Origin of the sequence: Georgenia sp. M64 (genome assembly GCF_038049925.1) — a bacterium.
Classification (GTDB): Bacteria; Actinomycetota; Actinomycetes; order Actinomycetales; family Actinomycetaceae; genus Georgenia.
Map to the genome: position 1 here is coordinate 1,485,738 of NZ_CP145809.1, position 20,552 is coordinate 1,506,289.

Sequence of the window (20,552 nt, forward strand, 5' to 3'; positions counted from 1 at the left end):
CCCGAAGCGCCCGCTGTCCCTCTCCGGACGTCCCCGGGTGCTTGACAACCCACCCCGGCGCCCGTTTCCTGGGAGGTCCGGAGGGGTGGCGCCCCGCGGGAGAAGTGTCAAGAATGTGGACACCTCGTGTCACCTGTACGTCATCTGCGAGTAACATCTCGCCACCAACGGGCCGACGCCGACCCGACCACATCACCAGCACGACGATGCGGGTCGTTCCGTCCGGGGCGACCCAGTGAGGACGCACGCGGATGGACCACCAGGTCACGGCCAGCCCGTTCCCCGCCGCACAGCGCCGGGGGCTGTACGACCCCACGCAGGAGCACGACGCCTGCGGCGTCGCCTTCGTGGCGACCCTGCGCGGCACGCCCGGTCGTGACATCGTCGACGCCGGCCTGACCGCGCTGCACAACCTCGACCACCGCGGCGCCGTCGGCGCCGAGGAGAACACCGGCGACGGCGCCGGTCTCCTCACGCAGGTGCCAGACGCGTTCCTGCGCGCCGTGGCCGGCTTCGACCTGCCGCCTGCCGGCCGGTACGCCGCCGGTCTGGTGTTCCTGCCCGGGGAGAGCGCCGGCGAGGCCGCCGTCGCCGAGGCCGTCGCGGGCATCGAGGCGATCGCCGCCGACGAGGGCCTCACGGTCCTCGGCTGGCGTGACGTGCCGGTGGACGCCTCGATGATCGGCCCGAGCGCGCTCGCGTCCATGCCGACCTTCCGCCAGCTCTTCGTGGCCGACCCCGACGGCGCCGCCGGCCTGGAGCTGGACCGCCTCACCTACCGCCTGCGCAAGCGGTCCGAGCGGGAGACGGGCATCTACTTCGCCTCGCTCTCCGCGCGCACCCTGGTCTACAAGGGGATGCTCACGACGACGCAGCTCGCGCCGTTCTTCCCCGACCTGTCCGACCCGCGGTTCGCCTCCGAGATCGCCCTCGTGCACTCGCGCTTCTCGACGAACACGTTCCCGTCGTGGCCCCTCGCCCAGCCCTTCCGGCTCGTCGCCCACAACGGCGAGATCAACACCGTGCGCGGCAACCGGAACTGGATGGCCGCCCGCGAGGGGATGCTCGCCTCGAACGTGCTGGGCGACCTCGAGCAGCTCATGCCGGTGTGCACCCCCGGCGCCTCGGACTCGGCGACCTTCGACGAGGTCCTCGAGCTCCTGCACCTCGCCGGCCGCTCCCTGCCGCACGCGGTGCTCATGATGATCCCCGAGGCCTGGCAGAACCACACCTCGATGGACCCGGGCCTCAAGGCGTTCTACGAGTTCGCCTCCACCATCATCGAGCCCTGGGACGGCCCCGCCGCGATGACCTTCACCGACGGCACCCTCGTCGGTGCCGTCATGGACCGCAACGGCCTGCGCCCGGGCCGGTACTGGGTCACCGACGACGGTCTCGTCGTCCTCGCCTCGGAGTCCGGCGTCCTGGACATCGCCGCCGGCAAGGTGGTCAAGAAGGGCCGCCTCGAGCCGGGGAAGATGTTCCTCGTCGACACCGCGGCGGGCCGCATCATCGACGACGAGGTGGTCAAGCGCAGCCTCGCCGACGCCCACCCCTACCAGCAGTGGCTCGACGAGGGCCTGGTCGAGCTCGAGGACCTGCCCGAGCGCGACCACGTCGACCACTCGCGCCTGTCGGTCGTGCGGCGCCAGCAGACCTTCGGCTACACCGAGGAGGAGCTGCGCATCCTCCTCGCGCCGATGGCCGCCACCGGCGCCGAGGCGATCGGATCGATGGGCACCGACACCCCGCTGGCGGTGCTCTCCGCCCGCCCGCGGCTGCTGTTCGACTACTTCACCCAGCTCTTCGCCCAGGTGACGAACCCGCCGCTGGACTCCATCCGCGAGGAGCTCGTCACCTCCCTCGCCGGGGCGATCGGCCCCGAGCCGAACATGCTCGTCGACACCCCCGAGCACGCCCGCAAGCTGCTCGTGCCCTTCCCGACGATCGACAACGACCAGCTCGCGAAGATCAAGCACATCCGCAAGACCCCCCGGCAGGGCCGCGGCTTCTCCTCGGTGACCATCGAGGGGCTCTACCGGGTCTCCGGCGGCGGCGCGGCGCTGCAGGCCCGCCTGGAGGAGATCTTCGACGAGGTCGACAACGCCATCGACGCGGGGATCAGCTTCATCATCCTCTCGGACCGCGAGTCCACCGCCGAGCTCGCGCCGATCCCGTCGCTGCTGCTCACCGCGGCGGTCCACCACCACACGCTGCGCAAGCACACCCGCACGAAGATCTCCATCGTCGTCGAGGCCGGCGACGTGCGCGAGGTCCACCACGTCGCGCTGCTCGTCGGCTACGGCGCGGCCTGCGTCAACCCGTACCTGGCGATGGAGAGCGTCGAGCACCTGGTCAGCTCCGGCGTCCTGGAGGGCATCAGCGCCGAGCAGGCCGTCAAGAACGTCATCAAGGCGCTCGGCAAGGGCGTGCTCAAGGTGATGTCCAAGATGGGCATCTCCACCGTGATGTCCTACCGCGGCGCCCAGGTCTTCGAGGCGATCGGCCTCTCGGAGGACCTCGTCGACGAGTACTTCACCGGCACGCCGACGCCGCTGGGCGGGGTCGGCCTCGACGTCATCGCCGCCGAGGTCGCCGCCCGGCACGCCACCGCCTACCCGCCGTCGGGCATCTCGCCCAAGCACCGCACGCTGCGGATGGGCGGGGAGTACCAGTGGCGCCGCGAGGGCGAGCCGCACCTGTTCGACCCCGAGACGATCTTCCGGCTCCAGCACTCCACCCGGACCCGCCGGTACGACATCTTCCGCAAGTACACCGAGGGCGTGGACGAGCAGTCCCGGCGGCTGATGACCCTGCGCGGGCTGTTCCGGCTGCGGGAGGGCGAGCGGGCGCCGATCAGCATCGACGAGGTCGAGCCGGTCAGCGAGATCGTCAAGCGGTTCTCCACCGGTGCGATGAGCTACGGCTCCATCTCCGCCGAGGCCCACGAGACCCTCGCGATCGCGATGAACCAGCTCGGCGCGAAGTCCAACACCGGCGAGGGCGGGGAGGACTCCGACCGCCTCCACGACCCGCGCCGCCGCTCGGCCATCAAGCAGGTGGCCTCGGGCCGGTTCGGCGTCACCGCGGAGTACCTCACCCACGCCGACGACATCCAGATCAAGATGGCGCAGGGTGCCAAGCCCGGCGAGGGCGGCCAGCTCCCCGCCCACAAGGTCTACCCCTGGGTGGCCAAGACCCGGCACTCCACCCCCGGCGTCGGCCTGATCTCCCCGCCGCCGCACCACGACATCTACTCCATCGAGGACCTCGCCCAGCTCATCCACGACCTCAAGAACGCCAACCCGGCGGCGCGCATCCACGTCAAGCTCGTCTCCGAGATCGGCGTGGGCACCGTCGCGGCCGGGGTGTCCAAGGCGCACGCCGACGTCGTGCTCATCTCGGGCCACGACGGCGGCACGGGCGCCTCGCCCCTGACCTCCCTCAAGCACGCGGGCGGCCCCTGGGAGATCGGCCTGGCCGAGACCCAGCAGACCCTCGTCCTCAACGACCTGCGCGACCGCATCGTCGTCCAGGCCGACGGGCAGATGAAGACCGGGCGCGACGTGCTCGTCGCCGCGCTCCTGGGCGCGGAGGAGTTCGGCTTCGCCACCGCCCCGCTCGTCGTCGAGGGCTGCGTCATGATGCGCGTGTGCCACCTGGACACCTGCCCGGTGGGCATCGCCACGCAGAACCCCGTCCTGCGTGAGCGCTACACCGGCCGGGCCGAGCACGTGGTGACCTTCTTCGAGTTCGTCGCCCAGGAGGTGCGCGAGTACCTCGCCGGCCTCGGGCTGCGCTCGGTGGAGGAGGCCATCGGCCAGGTCGACCTCCTCGACATCACCGACGCCGTCGACCACTGGAAGGCCTCGGGCCTGGACCTCGAGCCGCTCCTGACCAAGGTCGACCCCAAGGAGGGCTCCGCGCTGCGGCACGTGCGCGCCCAGGACCACGGCCTCGAGCGGGCGCTGGACAACCGCCTCATCGAGCTGGCGGAGCCCGCGCTCGAGCGCGGCGAGCCGGTCCGCATCGAGCTGCCCGTGCGCAACGTCAACCGCACCGTCGGCACGATGCTCGGGCACGAGCTGACCAAGCGGTACGGCGCCGAGGGCCTGCCCGACGGGACGGTCGACATCACCCTCACCGGCTCGGCCGGGCAGTCCTTCGGGGCGGTCCTGCCGCGCGGGGTCACCCTGCGCCTGCTCGGCGACGCGAACGACTACGTGGGCAAGTCGCTCTCCGGCGGGCGGATCGTCGTCCGGCCGGCGCCCGGCTCGCACCTCATCGCCGAGCAGAACGTCGTCGCCGGCAACGTCATCGCCTACGGCGCGACCTCGGGGGAGATCTTCCTGCGGGGCCGGGCGGGGGAGCGGTTCGCCGTGCGCAACTCCGGTGCGACGCTCGTCGTCGAGGGTGTGGGCGACCACGCCGCGGAGTACATGACCGGTGGCACCCTGCTCGTCCTGGGCCCGACAGGGCGCAACCTCGGCGCCGGCATGTCCGGCGGCACCGCGTTCGTCCTGGACCTCGACACCGCCAAGATCAACGTGCCCGCGCTGGCGGGGGGCGACCTGCTCGTCACCGAGCTCGACCCCGAGGACGAGACGATCGTCGCCGAGCTCCTGCGCCGGCACGTCGAGCTGACCGGCTCCACCGTCGCCTCGGACCTGCTCGCCGAGCCCGGCGCCCTCACCGCGCGGATCACCAAGGTGCTCCCGCGCCAGTACGCCGCCGTCTCCGCCGCCCTCGTCAAGGCGGCCGAGGACGGCCTGGACCCCAGCTCGCCCGACGTGTGGGCGACGATCATGGAGGCGACCCGTGGCTGACCCGCGCGGATTCCTGACCTACACCGAGCGCGAGCTGCCGCGCCGACGCCCGGTGCCGGTGCGCATCCTCGACTCCCGCGAGGTGTACGAGCGCCGCTCCGAGGACGGCCCGGCGCTGGTGCGCCAGGCCACCCGCTGCATGGACTGCGGCGTGCCCTTCTGCCACAACGGGTGCCCGCTGGGCAACCTCATCCCCGAGTGGAACGAGCTCACCCGGCGCGAGGACTGGGAGGCCGCCATCGAGCGCCTCCACGCCACGAACAACTTCCCCGAGTGGACCGGCCGGCTGTGCCCGGCCCCCTGCGAGACCGCCTGCGTCCTGGGGATCAACCAGCCGGCCGTGACGATCAAGAACATCGAGCAGTCGATCGCGGACAACGCCTTCGACCGCGGGCTCGTCCAGCCGCAGGTCCCGGAGCGGCTCACCGGCGCCACCGTCGCCGTCGTCGGCTCGGGCCCCGCCGGGCTCGCCGCCGCCCAGCAGCTCACGCGGGCCGGGCACACGGTCGCCGTCTACGAGCGCGACGACCGCATCGGCGGGCTCCTCACCTACGGCATCCCCGACTTCAAGATGGAGAAGGACCAGGTCGACCGCCGGGTCGCCCAGATGGAGGCCGAGGGCACCCGGTTCCGCCCGGGCGTCGACGTCGGCGGCGCGGACCTCACCGGCCAGGACCTCCTCGAGCGGTACGACGCCGTCGTGCTGGCCATGGGCTCGACCATCGGCCGCGAGCTGCCCGTCCCCGGGCGCGAGCTCGGCGGGATCCACCTGGCCATGGACTACCTCGTCCAGGCCAACCGGGCCGTCGACGGCCAGGAGGTGCCCGACCAGATCCTCGCCACGGACAAGGACGTCGTCGTCATCGGCGGCGGCGACACCGGCTCGGACTGCCTCGGCACCGCCACCCGGCAGCACGCCCGGTCGGTCACGCAGATCGACATCCACGCGCTGCCGCCCGAGGAGCGCGCCGAGGACCAGCCGTGGCCGACCTACCCCAAGGTCTACCGGACGTCGACCTCCCACGAGGAGAACGGCGAGCGGGTCTACGCCAGCTCCACGGTGGAGCTGCTCTCCGAGGGCGACACCGGCGAGGTCACCCACCTGCGCCTGGTCACCGTGGAGAAGGCCGACGACGGCACCTACGTCCCCGTCGACGGCACGGAGCGGGTCATCCCGGCCCAGCTCGTCCTCCTCGCGCTGGGCTTCACGGGTGTGCCGCGGGCCGGGCTCGTCGAGCAGCTCGGCGTCGAGCTCGACGCGCGCGGACGCCTCGTCCGCGATGAGAGTTTCGCCACCTCCGTCCCCGGTGTGTTCGTCGCCGGCGACGCCGGCCGGGGGCAGTCGCTCATCGTGTGGGCCATCGCCGAGGGCCGCGCCGCGGCGTCCGCCGTCGACGCGTTCCTGCGCGGCGAGAGCGAGCTTCCCGCCCCGATCCTGCCCTCGACGGTCTCCGTCTCGGCCTGATCGAGGCGCTGCGGGGCCGTTCCGGACGCGGTCCGGGACGGCCCCGCGCGCTCGCCCGGGCGGCCCCGGCGGGCGCGGCGCCCGCGTGACGTGACGCGGGCCACTGGCGACAACATCCGGCACCGGGACCTTCACCCGGGACCGCGCAGAGCACCTGCTCTAGGCTGGGGCGCATGCGTAGAGCGAAGATCGTGTGCACCCTCGGACCGGCCACCGCGTCGGCCGAGAAGGTCCAGGAGCTGGTGGATGCCGGCATGGACGTCGCCCGGATCAACCGCAGCCACGGGGCGGTGGAGGAGCACGAGGCGGTCTACCGCAACGTGCGTGCCGCCGCGCAGGCCTCCGGCCGCGCGGTTGCGGTCCTCGTCGACCTCCAGGGGCCGAAGATCCGGCTGGGCAAGTTCGCCCCCGAGGAGAAGGTCGAGCTCAAGGAGGGCGACACCTTCACCATCACCACCGAGGACGTCCTCGGCACCGCCGAGCTCGCCTCGACCACGTTCAAGGGTCTGCCCGGTGACTGCAAGCCCGGCGACCGCATCCTCATCGACGACGGCAAGGTCGCGGTGCGGGTCCTCGAGGTCGACGGACCGCGCGTCGTCACCCGCGTCGAGGTCGCCGGCCCCGTCTCCAACCACAAGGGCCTCAACCTCCCCGGCGTGGCCGTCTCCGTCCCGGCCCTGTCCGAGAAGGACAAGGACGACCTGCGCTGGGCCCTCAAGGTCGGCGCCGACGTCATCGCCCTGTCGTTCGTGCGCAACGCCTCGGACATCGACGGCGTGCGCGCGATCATGGACGAGGTCGGCCGTCGCGTGCCCGTCATCGCCAAGGTCGAGAAGCCCCAGGCCGTGGAGAACCTCGTCGAGATCGTCGACGCCTTCGACGGCATCATGGTCGCCCGCGGCGACCTCGGCGTCGAGCTGCCCCTCGAGCAGGTCCCGCTGGTGCAGAAGCGCGCCATCGAGCTCGCCCGCCGCAACGCCAAGCCCGTCATCGTCGCGACGCAGATGCTCGAGTCGATGATCACCAGCCCGCGCCCCACCCGCGCCGAGGCATCCGACGTCGCCAACGCCATCCTCGACGGCGCCGACGCGGTCATGCTCTCCGGCGAGACGTCCGTGGGTGACTTCCCGATCGAGACCGTGCGCACCATGGCCCGCATCGTGGAGAACACCGAGGAGAACGGCGGCGAGCGGATCGCGCCGCTCGGGTCCTCCCCGCACACGCGCGGTGGCGTCATCACCCGCGCCGCGGCCGAGATCGGCGAGATGCTCGAGGTCAAGTACCTCGTGACCTTCACCGAGTCCGGCGACTCCGCCCGCCGCATGTCGCGGCTGCGCTCGCCCATCCCGCTGCTCGCCTTCACCCCGAGCACCGACACCCGCAACCGGCTCGCGCTGAGCTGGGGCGTGCAGACCTACACCGTGCCCTCCGTCACCCACACCGACGACATGGTCAACCAGGTCGACCAGCTCCTCCAGACCACGGGCCTGGCCGACGAGGGCGACCGCGTCGTCATCGTCGCGGGCATGCCGCCCGGCACCGTGGGGTCGACCAACTCGATCCGCGTGCACAAGATCGGCGAGACCTACACCAAGGCCTGACCGGTCCGTCCGACCGCCCGGCCCCGCCACCTCGGTGGCGGGGCCGCGTCGTCGGCGGACGGCGGCGGGGCGATACCCTGACCGCCGAGACGCTCCTGTGGTGGAACTGGCAGACACACCGCACTCAAAATGCGGCGCCGAGAGGCGTGCGGGTTCGAGTCCCGCCGGGAGCACCGTGCCGTCGGCGACGGGCCCGTTCCGCCCCGACCGGCGTTCCGGGCCCGGATGTGACGGACCCCACTCGTGGACATGTCGGCGGATGGGTAGAAGGGGTGCCCGGCACCCCGATGATGTCCCGGTGTCGATGACGCCCGAGCGGGCCGGCGAGTGGCGCACCGCGATCCCGTCGCGCCGGTGGGCGGTCGTGCTCGTCGTGGCGTGGTCCGCGGCTTTCGCGCTCTCCGTGGTGACGGACACCGTGCCCTGCTCACCGGCGGACCCGAGCGTGTGTGGGCCCGACACGGGTTTCGCCGTCTTCGTCGTCCCGCTCCTCGCGACGCCGCTGCTGCTCCTGCTGCGGCCGGCCCTCGGGGCCGCGGCCGGCGTGGTGTTCGCCGTCGGCGACGTCGCCCTGGACGACCACCTCCCGGCCAACGTCGCGTTCGGGCTGGTCGGCGCCGGCTGCGCAATGTACCTCTGGCGGATCCTGCGCGGTCGGCGCCGCCAGCGGCTGCTGACCGGCGGCACCCGGGTGCCGGGACCTGTGTCGGAGCAGCCCGAGCCCGACTCGTGGGACCTGGTCCGCGTGGGCGCGGCGGTGCTCCTGCTCCTCGGCGCGCTGGGCCTGGCGGGCTGGTACGCGCGGAGCGTGGCCGTCGAGGAGGACCGGCTGGCCCGCTCGGTGGTGGTCGACGGCGAGGTCGTGGCCGTCGACGACGTCGACTACCTGCTCGACGTCGCGCTCGGTGACGGCGGCGCCCGGCGGACGGTGACCGTGCCCGTCCTGGAACCGACGGACCACACCGTCGGTGCGAGCGTCCCGGTGCTGCTCGACCCTGCCGCGCCCGACCGGTCCACCCTCGTGGCCGAGCCGCCCGACCACACCGGCTGGCTGAGCGCCGCCCTCGGCGCCGCGACGGCCGCGGCGCTGCTGCTGGTGGCCGAGGTGAGGAGACGGCGAGCCGTGCGGGAGCTGTGGGTGGGCGCCGCCCACCGGACCGAGGTCGTCCTCCTTCCCGACGGGTCCGGGTCGGTGCTGCTCCTGCCGGTCGGCGGGGCCGGCGGCTCGGGCGGGCGCCACGCGCTCCGGCCCCTCGGCCGGGTCCCCGTCGCCTTCGCCGTGCCGCGGGCGTCGGACGACTCCGCCGTCGACGCCGGTGGCGAGCCCGACGCCGACGGCGAGCCCGACACCGACGGCGCCACGTACGCCGATGGCCCAGGTCCTGACGACGAGCTCGATCTCGAGACCACGCGCCGGCTCGAGGCCGAGGCCGTCGCGCTGTTCGGGCAGGTCTGGCGCGACGAGGTGCACTGGACCGCGATGCTCGACGACGACGACCTCGCCGGGCTCGAGGTGCCGGTCGAGCAGTCCGCAACGGTCGTCGGCAGCCTCCACGAGGGCGGCTACGTCCTCGTGGTCACCGAGGACGAGGTGCTCGTGCCCGACGGTCCGGTCCGTCCTACGACCGACGGCGGGTGGCAGGAGCGTGGTGCGGCCGCCGGCCGTGGGGCGCTCGACGCCCTGCGGCGCACCTTCACCGGCGCGGACGCGGACGGCGACGCCGTCGTCCCCGCCGATCCCGCGCCGATTCCGGAGGAGGGGCCACCCGGCCACGCGGTGGCGCCTGGCCCGGTGACCGGCACGGTCGTCGTCGGCACGACGCAGGCGCGGCGCGCCGTCGGCGTCGCCCTCGTGGTGGCGGGCCTGCTCGGCGGGCCCGCCTGGGTGCGCTGGATGACCGAGGGCGACTGGTTCCAGGCCCTCTCCGCCGCGTTCGCCGCCGTGACCGTCCTGCTGGCCGGGACGCGACGGGCCCTGACCGAGGTGCGGGGCGAGACGTCCGGCCTCACCGTCGTCACCGGGATGTGGCGCTACCAGGTGCCCTGGTCGTCCTTCCACGGCGTCCGTCGCGACGGGACCGGTCTCTGGCTCGCCTGGGAGCCGTTCACCGAGGTCGAGCTGCCCGCCGTCACCGGCGGCACGGACGACGGACGACGCGCCGAGGACCTCGCACGCGCTCTCGCCGGGCTGGCCGCCCACTCCCGGCGCGCCGTCGAGGCGGACGCGGCCGTCCGACCCGCGCCCGGGCCGGCGGTCCGGCGCGAGCCGGGCCCCGCACTCGCGCTGCTCGTCCTGCTCGTGGTCGGGGTCGCCGCTGCGTGGTGGGCCTGAGCCGGCCGCGATGGCCGTGAGTACGCAGGTCAGCGGAACCACAGGAGCCGCGAGACCTACGTCACGAGCGTGCGCCGGTCAGGCGTCGGCGGCGGGATATACCCTGATCCTGTGACCGAGAACGAGAAGGACGCCCCCACCAGCACGGACGAGCTCGAGCTGCCCGGCCCGGAGGCGGGAGCGGCGGAGGAGCGTACGCGCGCCCACCGCGTCGTCGTGGCGGAGGACGAGACCCTCATCCGCCTCGACATCGTCGAGTCGCTCACCGAGGCCGGTTTCGACGTCGTCGGGGAGGCTGCCGACGGTGAGGCCGCGGTGCGCCTGGCCACCGAGCTCGAGCCCGACGTCGTCGTCATGGATGTCAAGATGCCCGTCATGGACGGCATCACCGCCGCCGAGCGCATCATCGCCAACCGCACCTGCGCCGTCGTCATGCTCACCGCGTTCTCCCAGAAGGAGCTCGTGGAGCGGGCGCGCGACGCCGGGGCCATGGCGTACGTGGTCAAGCCCTTCACCCCGGCCGACCTCCTGCCCGCGGTCGAGATCGCCATCTCCCGGCACCAGGAGATCACCTCCCTCGAGGCCGAGGTGGCCTCCCTGTCGGAGCAGTTCGAGACCCGCAAGCGCGTCGACCGCGCCAAGGGTCTGCTCATGACGAAGATGGGCCTGAGCGAGCCCGAGGCGTTCCGCTGGATCCAGAAGACCTCCATGGACCGCCGCCTCACCATGCGCGAGGTGGCCGACGCCGTCATCGAGCAGGTCGGCGCCCGCTAGGACCCCCGGCTCACTCCGTCCGACGGCCCGGACCCCGCCACGGGGTGCCGGGCCGTCGGCGTCCGCGGGGGTCCCGCGACCGGACCGAGACCTCGAGTTCACGGGCCGGACACACCGAGAAGCCGATCTTCACGGGCCGGACACACAGGGACACAGGGCGGATACACGGGCTTCCTACGGTGGCGGTACGGGCGGGCCCCGCCCACGTCCACCAGGAGGAACGCATGATCCGCAGGAGCTCTGCCGTCCGCACGTCGGCCCTGGCCGTGGCCGTCGCCCTCACCCTCGCCGCGTGCGGGGCTGCCGAGGGCGACGACGTCGGCGCCGCCACCGACGAGGCTGCCTCGTCCGAGGGGCTGGTCCTGGGCACCCTGCTGCCCCAGACCGGTTCGCTGTCGCAGCTCGGTCCGCCGGAGATCGCCGGCGTGGACCTGGCCGTGGAGGAGATCAACGAGGCCGGCGGCGTCCTGGGCGCCGACGTCTCGGTCTCCCACAAGGACTCCTCCGACGCCGACAACGCCCAGGTGGCCACGCAGTCCGTGACCGAGCTCGTCAGCGAGGACGTCGCCGTCATCATCGGCGCCGCCTCCTCGCAGGTGACGCTCAACGTCATCGACGACGTCGTCGGCGCCGAGATCGTCATGGTCTCCCCGGCGAACACCTCCGCAACGCTGTCCGGGTACAGCGAGTACTTCTTCCGCACCGCCCCGCCGGACACGGTCCAGGGCGACGTCCTGGGGAACCTCATCCTCGGCGACGGCCACGCCAACCTCGGCATCCTGGTCTTCAACGAGGACTACGGCACCGGTCTGCGCGACGTCGTCCAGGGCGTCGTCGAGGGCGCCGGCGGCACGGTCACCTACGGCGGGCCCGGCGAGGAGTTCGACCCGACCGAGCAGAACTTCTCCACGATCGTCGGCAACGCGCTGGGGACCGCACCCGACGCCGTCGCGATCATCGCGTTCACCACCCAGACCCCGCTCATCATCGCCGAGCTCGTCAACCAGGGCTTCGACATGTCGAAGGTCTACTTCGTCGACGGCAACCTTCAGAACTTCGGCGACGACTTCGACCCCGGCACCCTCGAGGGCGCCCAGGGCACCCAGCCCGGAGTGTTCCCCTCCGACGAGTTCCGTGAGCGTCTCATGGGGGTGGACCCCGAGCTCGCGGACTTCAACTACGCGGCGGAGTCCTACGACGCCACCATGCTCGCCGCCCTCGCCGCGGTGCGCGGCGACGGCACGGACGGCCCGGCGATCCAGGCCAACATGGCGGCCGTCTCCGGCGCCGAGGGCGGCACGGAGTGCGCCGGGTTCGAGGAGTGCGCGGCGCTGCTCGAGGACGGCGAGGAGATCGTCTACCAGGCTGTCTCCGGCGTCGGGCCCTTCAACGCGGAGAACGACCCCTCCGCTGCGAACATCGGTGTCTACCTCTTCGACGGCGAGAACAACAACTCCTTCCAGCGCGTGGAGTTCGGCGAGATCGGCTGACCAAGGCGCGCGGCGCGAGCGGTTCTCGCCGTGCTCTCCCCGCGCTCGCGACGGCGCCCGGTGGTTCACCGGGCGCCGTCGTGTGTGCGCCGGCTCGCCGTCGGGGTGAGTTTCCGGGGCTGGCCTCGAGGCGCGTCTGCCGGTGCGGCTGCGTTGCTGGCCGGTGCGGCTGCGTTGCTGGCCGGGGCGGCTTCTTGCTGACGGGGGCGCTGCCTCGCCGCCGGTGCCTGATTCCGTCCGTCGCTGTCCGGCGGGCGCCACGAGTAAGCAGCCAACGGGTCGGGTCAGCTGGAGGTTCCCTGCCGACTGGCCCCGCCTGCTGCTGGTTCGGCGCGGAGGTACTGACTGGCTGCGGCCGGGGGGTCGCCGCGGGCCGGCGGGCGCGGCCCGATCGGCCGCGCCGGTCGGGCGGTGCCGCAGGAGCTAGCTCAGGCCGCGCCGGTCGGGCGGTGCCGCAGGAGCCAGCTCAGGCCGCGCCGGTCGGGCCGTGCCGCAGGAGGTTGCTCAGGCCTCGCCGGCCCGCACGGCGGCATCCTCGACGTCGGCGGCGAGGGTGCCCAGGTACAGCTCGACGACCTTGGGGTCGTCCATGAGCTCACGTCCGGGCCCGGAGTAGGCGTTCGTGCCCTGGTCGAGGACGTAGGCGCGGTCGCAGATCTGCAGCGCCCGGCGGGCGTTCTGCTCGACGATGACCACCGAGACACCGGCCTTGTTGATCTTCCGGGTGCGCAGGAACGTCTCGTCCTGGCGCACGGGGGACAGGCCCGCGGAGGGCTCGTCGAGCAGCAGGACCGAGGGGTCCATCATCAACGCGCGGGCCATCGCGACCATCTGCCGTTCGCCGCCGGACAGCGACCCGGCCCGCTGACGGCGGCGCTCGCCGAGGTCGGGGAAGATCTCCACGACGGCGGCGAAGCGCTGGGCGAACCTCTTGGGCGCCTGGTAGACGCCCATCTGGAGGTTCTCCTCGATGGTCAGGCCGGGGAAGACGTTGTTGTTCTGGGGGACGAAGCCCACCCCCCGGCGCACGAGGCTGTCCGCCCGCTCGTTGGTGACGTCCTCGCCGTCGAGCGTGACCCGTCCGGATCGGACGGTCACCAGCCCGAACAGCGCCTTGAGGAGCGTGGACTTCCCGGCCCCGTTGGGTCCGATGATGCCCACCAGCTCACCGCGGTGCACCCGCAGGCTGCACCGTTCGAGGATGTTGACGCCCGGCAGGTAGCCCGCGACGAGCTCCTCGGCGGCCAGGAGCGGGGAGCCGTCGGGCTCGCCGAGGTGGACGGGGCGGGTCGGCGTCGTGGTCATCGGTCCTCAGTCCTGGAGCAGGGCGTCGTCGCCGAGGTCGGTGTCGTGGTGGGCGCCGAGGTAGGCGTCGACGACGGCCGGCTCACGCATGACCGAGTCGGCGGGGCCCTCGGCGACGATGCGCCCCTCGGCCATGACGACCACCCAGTCGGAGATGTGGCGCACCATGTGCATGTCGTGCTCGACGAAGAGGACGGTCATCCCCTCGTCGCGCAGGTCGGTGATGTGCGCGAGGAGGGACTGGGTCAGGGCCGGGTTCACCCCGGCCATCGGTTCGTCCAGCATGATCATCCGGGGCTCGGACATCAGGGCCCGCGCCATCTCGAGGAGCTTGCGCTGGCCGCCGGAGAGGCTGCCGGCGAAGTCGTCCTTCTTGGTGTCGAGCCGGAACCGCTCGAGCAGGGTCATGGCCCTGTCGGTGATGTCCCGCTCCCGTGCGCGCCACAGCCGGGGGACGAGCGCGACGGCGGGGTGCTCGCCGGGCTGGCGCGTGGCACCCAGGCGCATGTTCTCCAGCACCGTCATCCGGTTGAGCGCCTTGGTGAGCTGGAACGTCCGGACCATGCCCGAACGGGCGACCCGCGCCGCACCCAGGCGCTCGACCTGCCGGCCGTCGAACCACCACCGCCCCGAGCTCGGCCGGTCGAAGCCGGTGAGCAGGTTGAACAGGGTGGTCTTGCCCGCGCCGTTGGGCCCGATGAGTGCGGTGATCGCGTGTCGGGGGACCTCGAGGTGCTCGACGTCGACCGCGGTCATGCCCCCGAAGGAGCGCTTGACGTCGTCGACGACGAGGATCGGGTCCGGCTTGGCCGAGCCCGGGGCCCGCTCGGTGTGCGTGAGGTCCGCGCGGGGGCGGGTGGTGTCAACGGACATGGATCGCCAGCTCCTTCTTGTCGCCGAGGATGCCCTGTGGTCGGAAGATGATGAGCGCCATGAGGGTCACGCCCACGAGGATCCAGCCGAAGGCCTCGATCTGGGCCACGCTCATGACGTCGGACGGCACGACGGCGCGCATGAAGCCCTTGATGAGCATGAGGGAGGCCCAGAAGAGCATCGAGCCGATGATGGGTCCGAACACCGTCGCCGCCCCGCCGAGCAGGAGGATCGTCCACACGTAGAAGGTCGTCGGCCGGCCCAGGGAGTCCGGCTGCACCGCTCGCGGCAGGACGTAGAGGATCCCGGCGAGGGCGCCGAGCACGCCACCGAGCACGAGAGCTTGCATCTTGTACCCGAAGACGTTCTTGCCGAGCGATCGCACCGCGTCCTCGTCCTCCCGGATGCCCTTGAGCACCCGTCCCCAGGGGCTGCGCATGAGGCGCCAGACGAGCAGGGCGGCGAGCACGACGACCGCCCAGCCCACGAGGCGCAGCCACCAGCTGTTCGAGGCGTTGATCGCATAGCTGAACGGGCCGAGGGCGAAGCTGCCGTCGGGGAAGGGGGAGGCGTCCTGGAAGGTCTGCTTGAAGGAGTTGCCCAGCAGGCCGTTGGAGGCGCCGGTGACGTCCGTCAGGGCGGTCGACCGGCCCACGAGCCGGACGATCTCGGCCGCCGCGATCGTGACGATCGCCAGGTAGTCACCGCGGAGCGTGAGCGTCGGGATGCCGAGGAGGACGGCGAAGGCCACGGCCGCGGCCACGGCGGCACCGACGGCCGCCCACAGCGGCCAACCGGCGATGGTGGCGATGGCGAAGCCGTACGCGCCGAGCAGCATGAAGCCGGCCTGGCCCATGTTGAGCAGCCCCGTGAGCCCGAAGTGGACGTTGAGCCCGATGGCAGCCAGGGCGAACGCGGCCGTGGTGGGGGCGAAGAGCTCGCCCGCCACGTTGGTGAGGAGGTTGGACCAGTCCATGGCGCTGCCCTTCAGCCGACGCGTTCGGCGCGGCCGAGGATGCCCTGGGGCCTCAGCAGCAGAACGAGGATGAGGATGACCAGCGCCGCGGCGTAGCGCATGTCGCTGGGGATGACGAGGGTGGACAGCTCCACGACCAGGCCGATGACGAGCGAGCCGACGAGTGCGCCGTACGCCGTGCCGAGGCCGCCGAGGGTGACGGCGGCGAACATGAGCATGAGCAGCGCCGTGCCCATGTTCCACCGGGTGGCGGACAGGTAGAGCCCGAGCAGCACCCCGCCGAGGGCCGCCAGGCCCGTGCCCATCGTCCACACGAGACGCACGATCCGGTCGACACCGATCCCTGAGGCGGCAGCCAGGGCGGGGTTGTCCGAGACCGCGCGCGTCGCGCGGCCGAGCCGGGTGGTCCCCAGGAAGAGCGCGACGGCGACCAGCACCACGACGGCGATCACCACCGAGACCGCGGACTGCTGGGTGAGGCTGACCGGCCCGACGTCGATGATCGGCGGGTTCGACGTGACGATCCGCAGGCTCCCGCCGCCGGCGAAGAGGTTGAAGGCGTACTGCAGAGCCATCGCCAGGCCGATGGTGACGATCATCTGCTGGGTCAGACCCACCCCCCGGCGGCGCAGCGGTGCCCAGATGCCCAGGTCCTGGACGTAGCCGACGACCAGCCCCGCGGTGACGGCGAGGAGCCCGGCGACCGGCAGGGGCAGGCCCACCACCTGCGTGAAGAAGTACGCGAGCAGGGCGCCGAGGGTGACCTGCTCGCCGTGGGCGAAGTTGCTCAGCCCCGTGGTGCCGTAGATGAGGGACAGGCCCACCGACGCCAGGGCGATGAGCAGGCCGAAGATCAGGCCGCTGACCACGAGCTGGCCGACCCGGCCCGCGCTCGCCCCGGTCGCGGTGGCCGACTCGGGGGCGAGCTCGACCTCGTCGGACGTCCCGTCCGAGCCGCCGGTGGCGGCCTCGCTCGCATCGTCGCCGGCCGGTGCAGGCGCCGCCGCGGGCGGACCCAGGGGGAAGAGGGCGCCGGCGGAGCTGCCGAGGGTGACGGTGACGGTGCGGGGGTTGGCCGCGGGGTCCCGGAGCGTCTCGCCGTCGGGCAGCGTGGCCTCGTCGAGGGTGACCGTGTGCTCGCCCGGCTCGGTGACGGCCGCGACCCACCGGCCCGTCCCGTCCGTGACGGCCGCGACCGTCCCGCCGGGCCCCTCGACGCTCAGCTCGACCCCGACGGCCGGCTCACCGTCGGCCGTGCGGATGGTGCCGGCCAGGCAGGCGGTGGTGGCGTCGGGGGTGCAGGTCGCGGTGGCGGCGACGGCGGTCGCGGGCTGGAGCAGCCACAGGGCCGCCAGCAGGAGGCCCAGGAGGGCGCTGGCGCCGGCCCACGCTCTGGCTGCCGGTCTCATGAGGGCTCCGTCCTGTGGCCGAGCGGGCCGGACGGTGGAGGCCGTCCGGTGCCGCGAGACTAGGGACGGAGTGTTTCCGTGGCGTTGCGCCCACCGGACGACGGTGTTTCGTCGGCGGCAGCGGCCGAACCGCGCGTGGGCGAACCGCGCGTGGGCGAACCGCGCGCGATCGAACCGCGCGCGGCCGACGTGCGCGCGGCCGAGCTGCGCGTGAGCGCCGCGGAGGGCGTAGGACGTACCTGAGTGGTCAGGACCGGTCGAGGACCAGACAGCTCAGCCGGGCGGTGCAGACCCGCCGGCCGGCGTCGTCGACGATGGTGATCCCGTAGCTCGCTGTGGTGCGACCCTCGTGCAGCGCCTCGGCGGTCGCGGTCACCCAGCCGTCGCGGACGCCTCGATGGTGCGTGGCGCTCAGCTCGGTGCCCACCGCGACCCGGCCGGCGCCGGCGTGGATCGCCGCGGCGTAGGAGCCGACGGACTCGGCCAGGACCGCGGACGCGCCGCCGTGCAGCAGGCCGTAGGGCTGGGTGTTCCCCGCGACGGGCATGCGCGCCACGACCCGTCCGGCGGACGCCTCGAGGACCTCGATGCCCAGCTTTGCGCCCAGTGCGTCCGCGCCGGAGCCACGGAGGTCGTCGATGATCTCGTGCACGGTCATGGGGACAGCGTGGCACGGCCGGGCAGGCACCGCCGTGAGCGCGCCCGCGCCGCCGTGAGCGCGCCCGCGCCGCGGTGGCACGTCCGGGGTATCGGCGTGTCGACGCGCCGGCGGCGGCGTCGGTGGCGGCGGTTAGGGTGGCACCCGTGACCGAGTCCCCCCGCCTGCTCCTCGTCGACGGCCACTCGATGGCGTTCCGCGCGTTCTACGCCCTGCCGGCGGAGAACTTCTCCACCACCACCGGTCAGCACACGAACGCCGTCTACGGGTTCGTCTCGATGCTCATCAACCTCATGGCGGAGGAGCGGCCCACGCACGTCGCCGTCGCGTTCGACGTCGCCGGCGGGACCTTCCGCACCGAGGACTACGCCGAGTACAAGGGCAACCGCGACGCCGCGCCGGCGCCGTTCCAGGGGCAGGTCCCGCTCATCCAGGAGGTCATGGGTGCGATGAACGTCCCGGTCCTGGAGAAGGCCGGGTTCGAGGCCGACGACATCCTCGCCACCCTCGCGACCCAGGCGGCGGCCGCCGGGCTCGAGGTGCTCATCTGCTCGGGCGACCGCGACACCTTCCAGCTCGTCGACGAGGCAGTGACCGTCCTGTACCCCGTCAAGGGCGTCTCGACGATGAACCGGATGACCCCCACGGCCGTCGCCGACAAGTACGGCCTGCCGCCGGAGCGCTACCCCGACCTCGCCGCCCTCGTGGGGGAGACGAGCGACAACCTTCCCGGCGTGCCGGGGGTGGGCCCGAAGACGGCCGCGAAGTGGATCGTGCAGTACGACGGGCTCGACAACGTCATCGCCCACGCCGACCTCATCGGGGGCAAGGCCGGCCAGAGCCTGCGCGACAACCTCGACCAGGTCATCCGCAACCGCCGCCTCAACCACCTCCTCACCGACGTCGAGCTGCCGCTGGGCGTGGACGACCTCGCCCGTCGACCGCTCGACCGCGAGAAGGTCCACCAGGTCTTCGACGCCCTGGAGTTCGACGTGCTGCGCAAGCGGCTGTTCGACTCCCTCCCCGAGGCGCAGGGGCCGGCCGAGCCGGCGCCCGCCCTGGACGTCGACGTCGTCGCGCACACCGCGCTCGACGGCGGCCTGGCGCCCTGGTTCGCGGCGCGGGCCGGGCGCCTGCTCGGCCTGGACGTCACAGGCAGCGCCGCCCAGGGGACCGGTGACGCGTGGGCGCTCGCCGTCGCTGACGACGCCGGGCACGCGGTGACCGTGGACCTCGCCGAGGTCGACCAGGATCAGGAGCAGGCCCTCGCGGCCTGGCTCGCCGACGGCGACGCCCCCAAGGCGCTGCACGAGGCCAAGTCGGCCTGGCACGCCCTGGGCGGGCGCGGTCTCGAGCTCACCGGCGTCGTCATGGACACCGCCCTGGCGGCGTACCTGTGCCACCCCGACCAGCGCAGCTACAGCCTGCCGGACCTCACCCTGCGCTACCTCAAGCGCGAGCTGCGCGAGGACGAGGGCGAGGGCGGTCAGGCCATGCTCTCCCTCGACGGTGAGGCGAGCGACCGGGTCGCGGGGCTGCGCGCCTCCGCCGTCGTCGAGCTCGCCGGGGCGCTCGGCGCCGACCTGGCCGACCGTGAGGCCACCGCGCTGCTCACCGACCTCGAGCTGCCCGTCCAGCGCGTCCTCGAGGGCATGGAGCGGGCCGGGATCGCCGCGGACGTGGCCAACCTCGACGCCCAGCGCGGCGACTTCGACCACGCCGTCGAGCGGGCCGCCGCGCAGGCGTACGAGGCGATCGGCCACGAGGTCAACCTCTCCAGCCCCAAGCAGCTCCAGGAGGTGCTGTTCACCGAGCTGGACATGCCCCGGACGAAGAAGACCAAGACCGGCTACACCACCGACGCCGACGCCCTGGCCGACCTCTACGCCAAGACCGGCCACCCGTTCCTTGAGCACCTGCTGGCGCACCGCGACCAGATCCGGCTCCGCCAGACGGTCGAGGGCCTGCTCCGATCCGTGGCCGCGGACGGGCGCATCCACACGACCTTCCACCAGACGATCGCCGCGACCGGACGCCTGAGTTCCACCGATCCGAACCTGCAGAACATCCCGGTGCGCACCGAGGACGGGCTGCGCATCCGCGAGGGCTTCGTCGTGGGGGAGGGGTACGAGAGCCTGCTCACCGCCGACTACTCCCAGATCGAGATGCGCATCATGGCGCACCTGTCCGGTGACGCCGGGCTCATCGAGGCGTTCCGCTCGGGCGAGGACCTGCACTCCTACGTGGGCTCGCGGGTCTTCGAGGTGCCGACCGACGCCGTCACCGCGGCGCAGCGCAGCAAGATCAAGGCGATGAGCTACGGCCTCGCGTACGGGCTCAGCGCGTTCGGTCTCTCCCGTCAGCTCAAGATCGAGGTGGGTGAGGCGCGCACGCTCATGGACGAGTACTTCGAGCGGTTCGGCGGCGTCCGCGACTACCTCACCGGCGTCGTCGACGAGGCCCGCCGCACCGGGTACACCCAGACCATCATGGGCCGGCGCCGCTACCTGCCCGACCTCACCAGCGACAACCGGCAGCGCCGGGACATGGCCGAGCGGATGGCGCTCAACGCCCCGATCCAGGGCTCCGCCGCGGACATCATCAAGGTCGCCATGGTCCGCACCGCGCAGGGCCTGGCCGAGGCCGGCCTGCGCTCGCGCATCCTCCTGCAGGTCCACGACGAGCTCGTCCTCGAGGTCGCGGCCGGCGAGGCCGATGAGGTCGAGCGGATCGTCCGCACCCAGATGGGTGCCGCGGCAGACCTGTCCGTGCCCCTCGACGTCTCCGTCGGCACCGGCCGGTCCTGGCGCGACGCCGCGCACTGAGGCACACCGACGACGCCC

At 72.7% G+C, this 20,552-nt stretch carries 12 protein-coding genes and 1 tRNA gene; 8 read left to right on the plus strand and 5 right to left on the minus strand.

Annotated features, from left to right (window positions below; all coding sequences use genetic code 11):
• Nucleotides 1-251 precede the first annotated feature (251 nt).
• The 7 genes from gltB (at nt 252) to AAEM63_RS06750 (ending at nt 12,488) form a co-directional block, all read left to right on the plus strand.
• Nucleotides 252-4,826, plus strand: coding sequence for a glutamate synthase large subunit (gene gltB, locus AAEM63_RS06720; protein WP_341360839.1), 4,575 nt, complete (start codon nt 252-254; stop codon nt 4,824-4,826).
• A complete protein-coding gene (locus AAEM63_RS06725) occupies nt 4,819-6,291 on the plus strand; it encodes a glutamate synthase subunit beta (protein ID WP_341360840.1) in 1,473 nt (490 codons plus the stop codon). The genes gltB and AAEM63_RS06725 overlap by 8 nt, the downstream gene beginning before the upstream one ends.
• A 173-nt stretch (nt 6,292-6,464) precedes the next feature.
• Nucleotides 6,465-7,892: a pyruvate kinase gene (gene pyk, locus AAEM63_RS06730; protein ID WP_341360841.1), complete on the plus strand. Its 1,428-nt coding sequence runs from the start codon at nt 6,465-6,467 to the stop codon at nt 7,890-7,892.
• 91 nt (nt 7,893-7,983) lie between these two features.
• Nucleotides 7,984-8,065: transfer RNA gene (locus AAEM63_RS06735), tRNA-Leu, on the plus strand.
• Between the two features lie 125 nt (nt 8,066-8,190).
• Nucleotides 8,191-10,224, plus strand: coding sequence for a hypothetical protein (locus tag AAEM63_RS06740; protein ID WP_341360842.1), 2,034 nt, complete (start codon nt 8,191-8,193; stop codon nt 10,222-10,224).
• 159 nt (nt 10,225-10,383) lie between these two features.
• Nucleotides 10,384-10,998 carry a response regulator gene (locus tag AAEM63_RS06745; protein ID WP_246006294.1) on the plus strand — a complete coding sequence of 205 codons (615 nt, stop codon included), beginning with the start codon at nt 10,384-10,386 and terminating at the stop codon, nt 10,996-10,998.
• A gap of 224 nt (nt 10,999-11,222) precedes the next feature.
• On the plus strand, nt 11,223-12,488 hold the full coding sequence (locus AAEM63_RS06750; protein ID WP_341360843.1) for an ABC transporter substrate-binding protein: 1,266 nt from the start codon (nt 11,223-11,225) through the stop codon (nt 12,486-12,488).
• A gap of 504 nt (nt 12,489-12,992) precedes the next feature.
• Here AAEM63_RS06750 and AAEM63_RS06755 read toward each other — a convergent pair.
• The 5 genes from AAEM63_RS06755 to AAEM63_RS06775 all read right to left on the minus strand — a co-directional run bounded on the left by AAEM63_RS06755 (nt 12,993) and on the right by AAEM63_RS06775 (nt 17,709).
• Nucleotides 12,993-13,793 (minus strand): ABC transporter ATP-binding protein, encoded by an 801-nt coding sequence (locus AAEM63_RS06755; protein WP_123918204.1) that lies wholly within the window; start codon nt 13,791-13,793, stop codon nt 12,993-12,995.
• Between the two features lie 6 nt (nt 13,794-13,799).
• The gene (locus tag AAEM63_RS06760; protein WP_123918206.1) at nt 13,800-14,666 is read right to left on the minus strand and encodes an ABC transporter ATP-binding protein; all 867 of its coding nucleotides are present in this window, start codon (nt 14,664-14,666) and stop codon (nt 13,800-13,802) included.
• Entirely contained in the window at nt 14,656-15,642 is a 987-nt protein-coding gene (locus AAEM63_RS06765) for a branched-chain amino acid ABC transporter permease (RefSeq protein ID WP_123918208.1), read from the minus strand. Before AAEM63_RS06765 ends, AAEM63_RS06760 begins: the two co-directional genes overlap by 11 nt.
• A gap of 11 nt (nt 15,643-15,653) precedes the next feature.
• Entirely contained in the window at nt 15,654-17,051 is a 1,398-nt protein-coding gene (locus AAEM63_RS06770; RefSeq protein WP_341360844.1) for a branched-chain amino acid ABC transporter permease, read from the minus strand.
• 247 nt (nt 17,052-17,298) lie between these two features.
• Complete coding sequence (locus tag AAEM63_RS06775; RefSeq protein WP_123918212.1) at nt 17,299-17,709, minus strand: hotdog fold thioesterase; 411 nt, start codon at nt 17,707-17,709, stop codon at nt 17,299-17,301.
• A 146-nt stretch (nt 17,710-17,855) separates the two neighbouring features.
• Here AAEM63_RS06775 and polA point away from each other — a divergent pair, with 146 nt between their 5' ends.
• Nucleotides 17,856-20,534, plus strand: coding sequence for a DNA polymerase I (gene polA, locus AAEM63_RS06780; RefSeq protein ID WP_341360845.1), 2,679 nt, complete (start codon nt 17,856-17,858; stop codon nt 20,532-20,534).
• Nucleotides 20,535-20,552 lie beyond the last annotated feature (18 nt).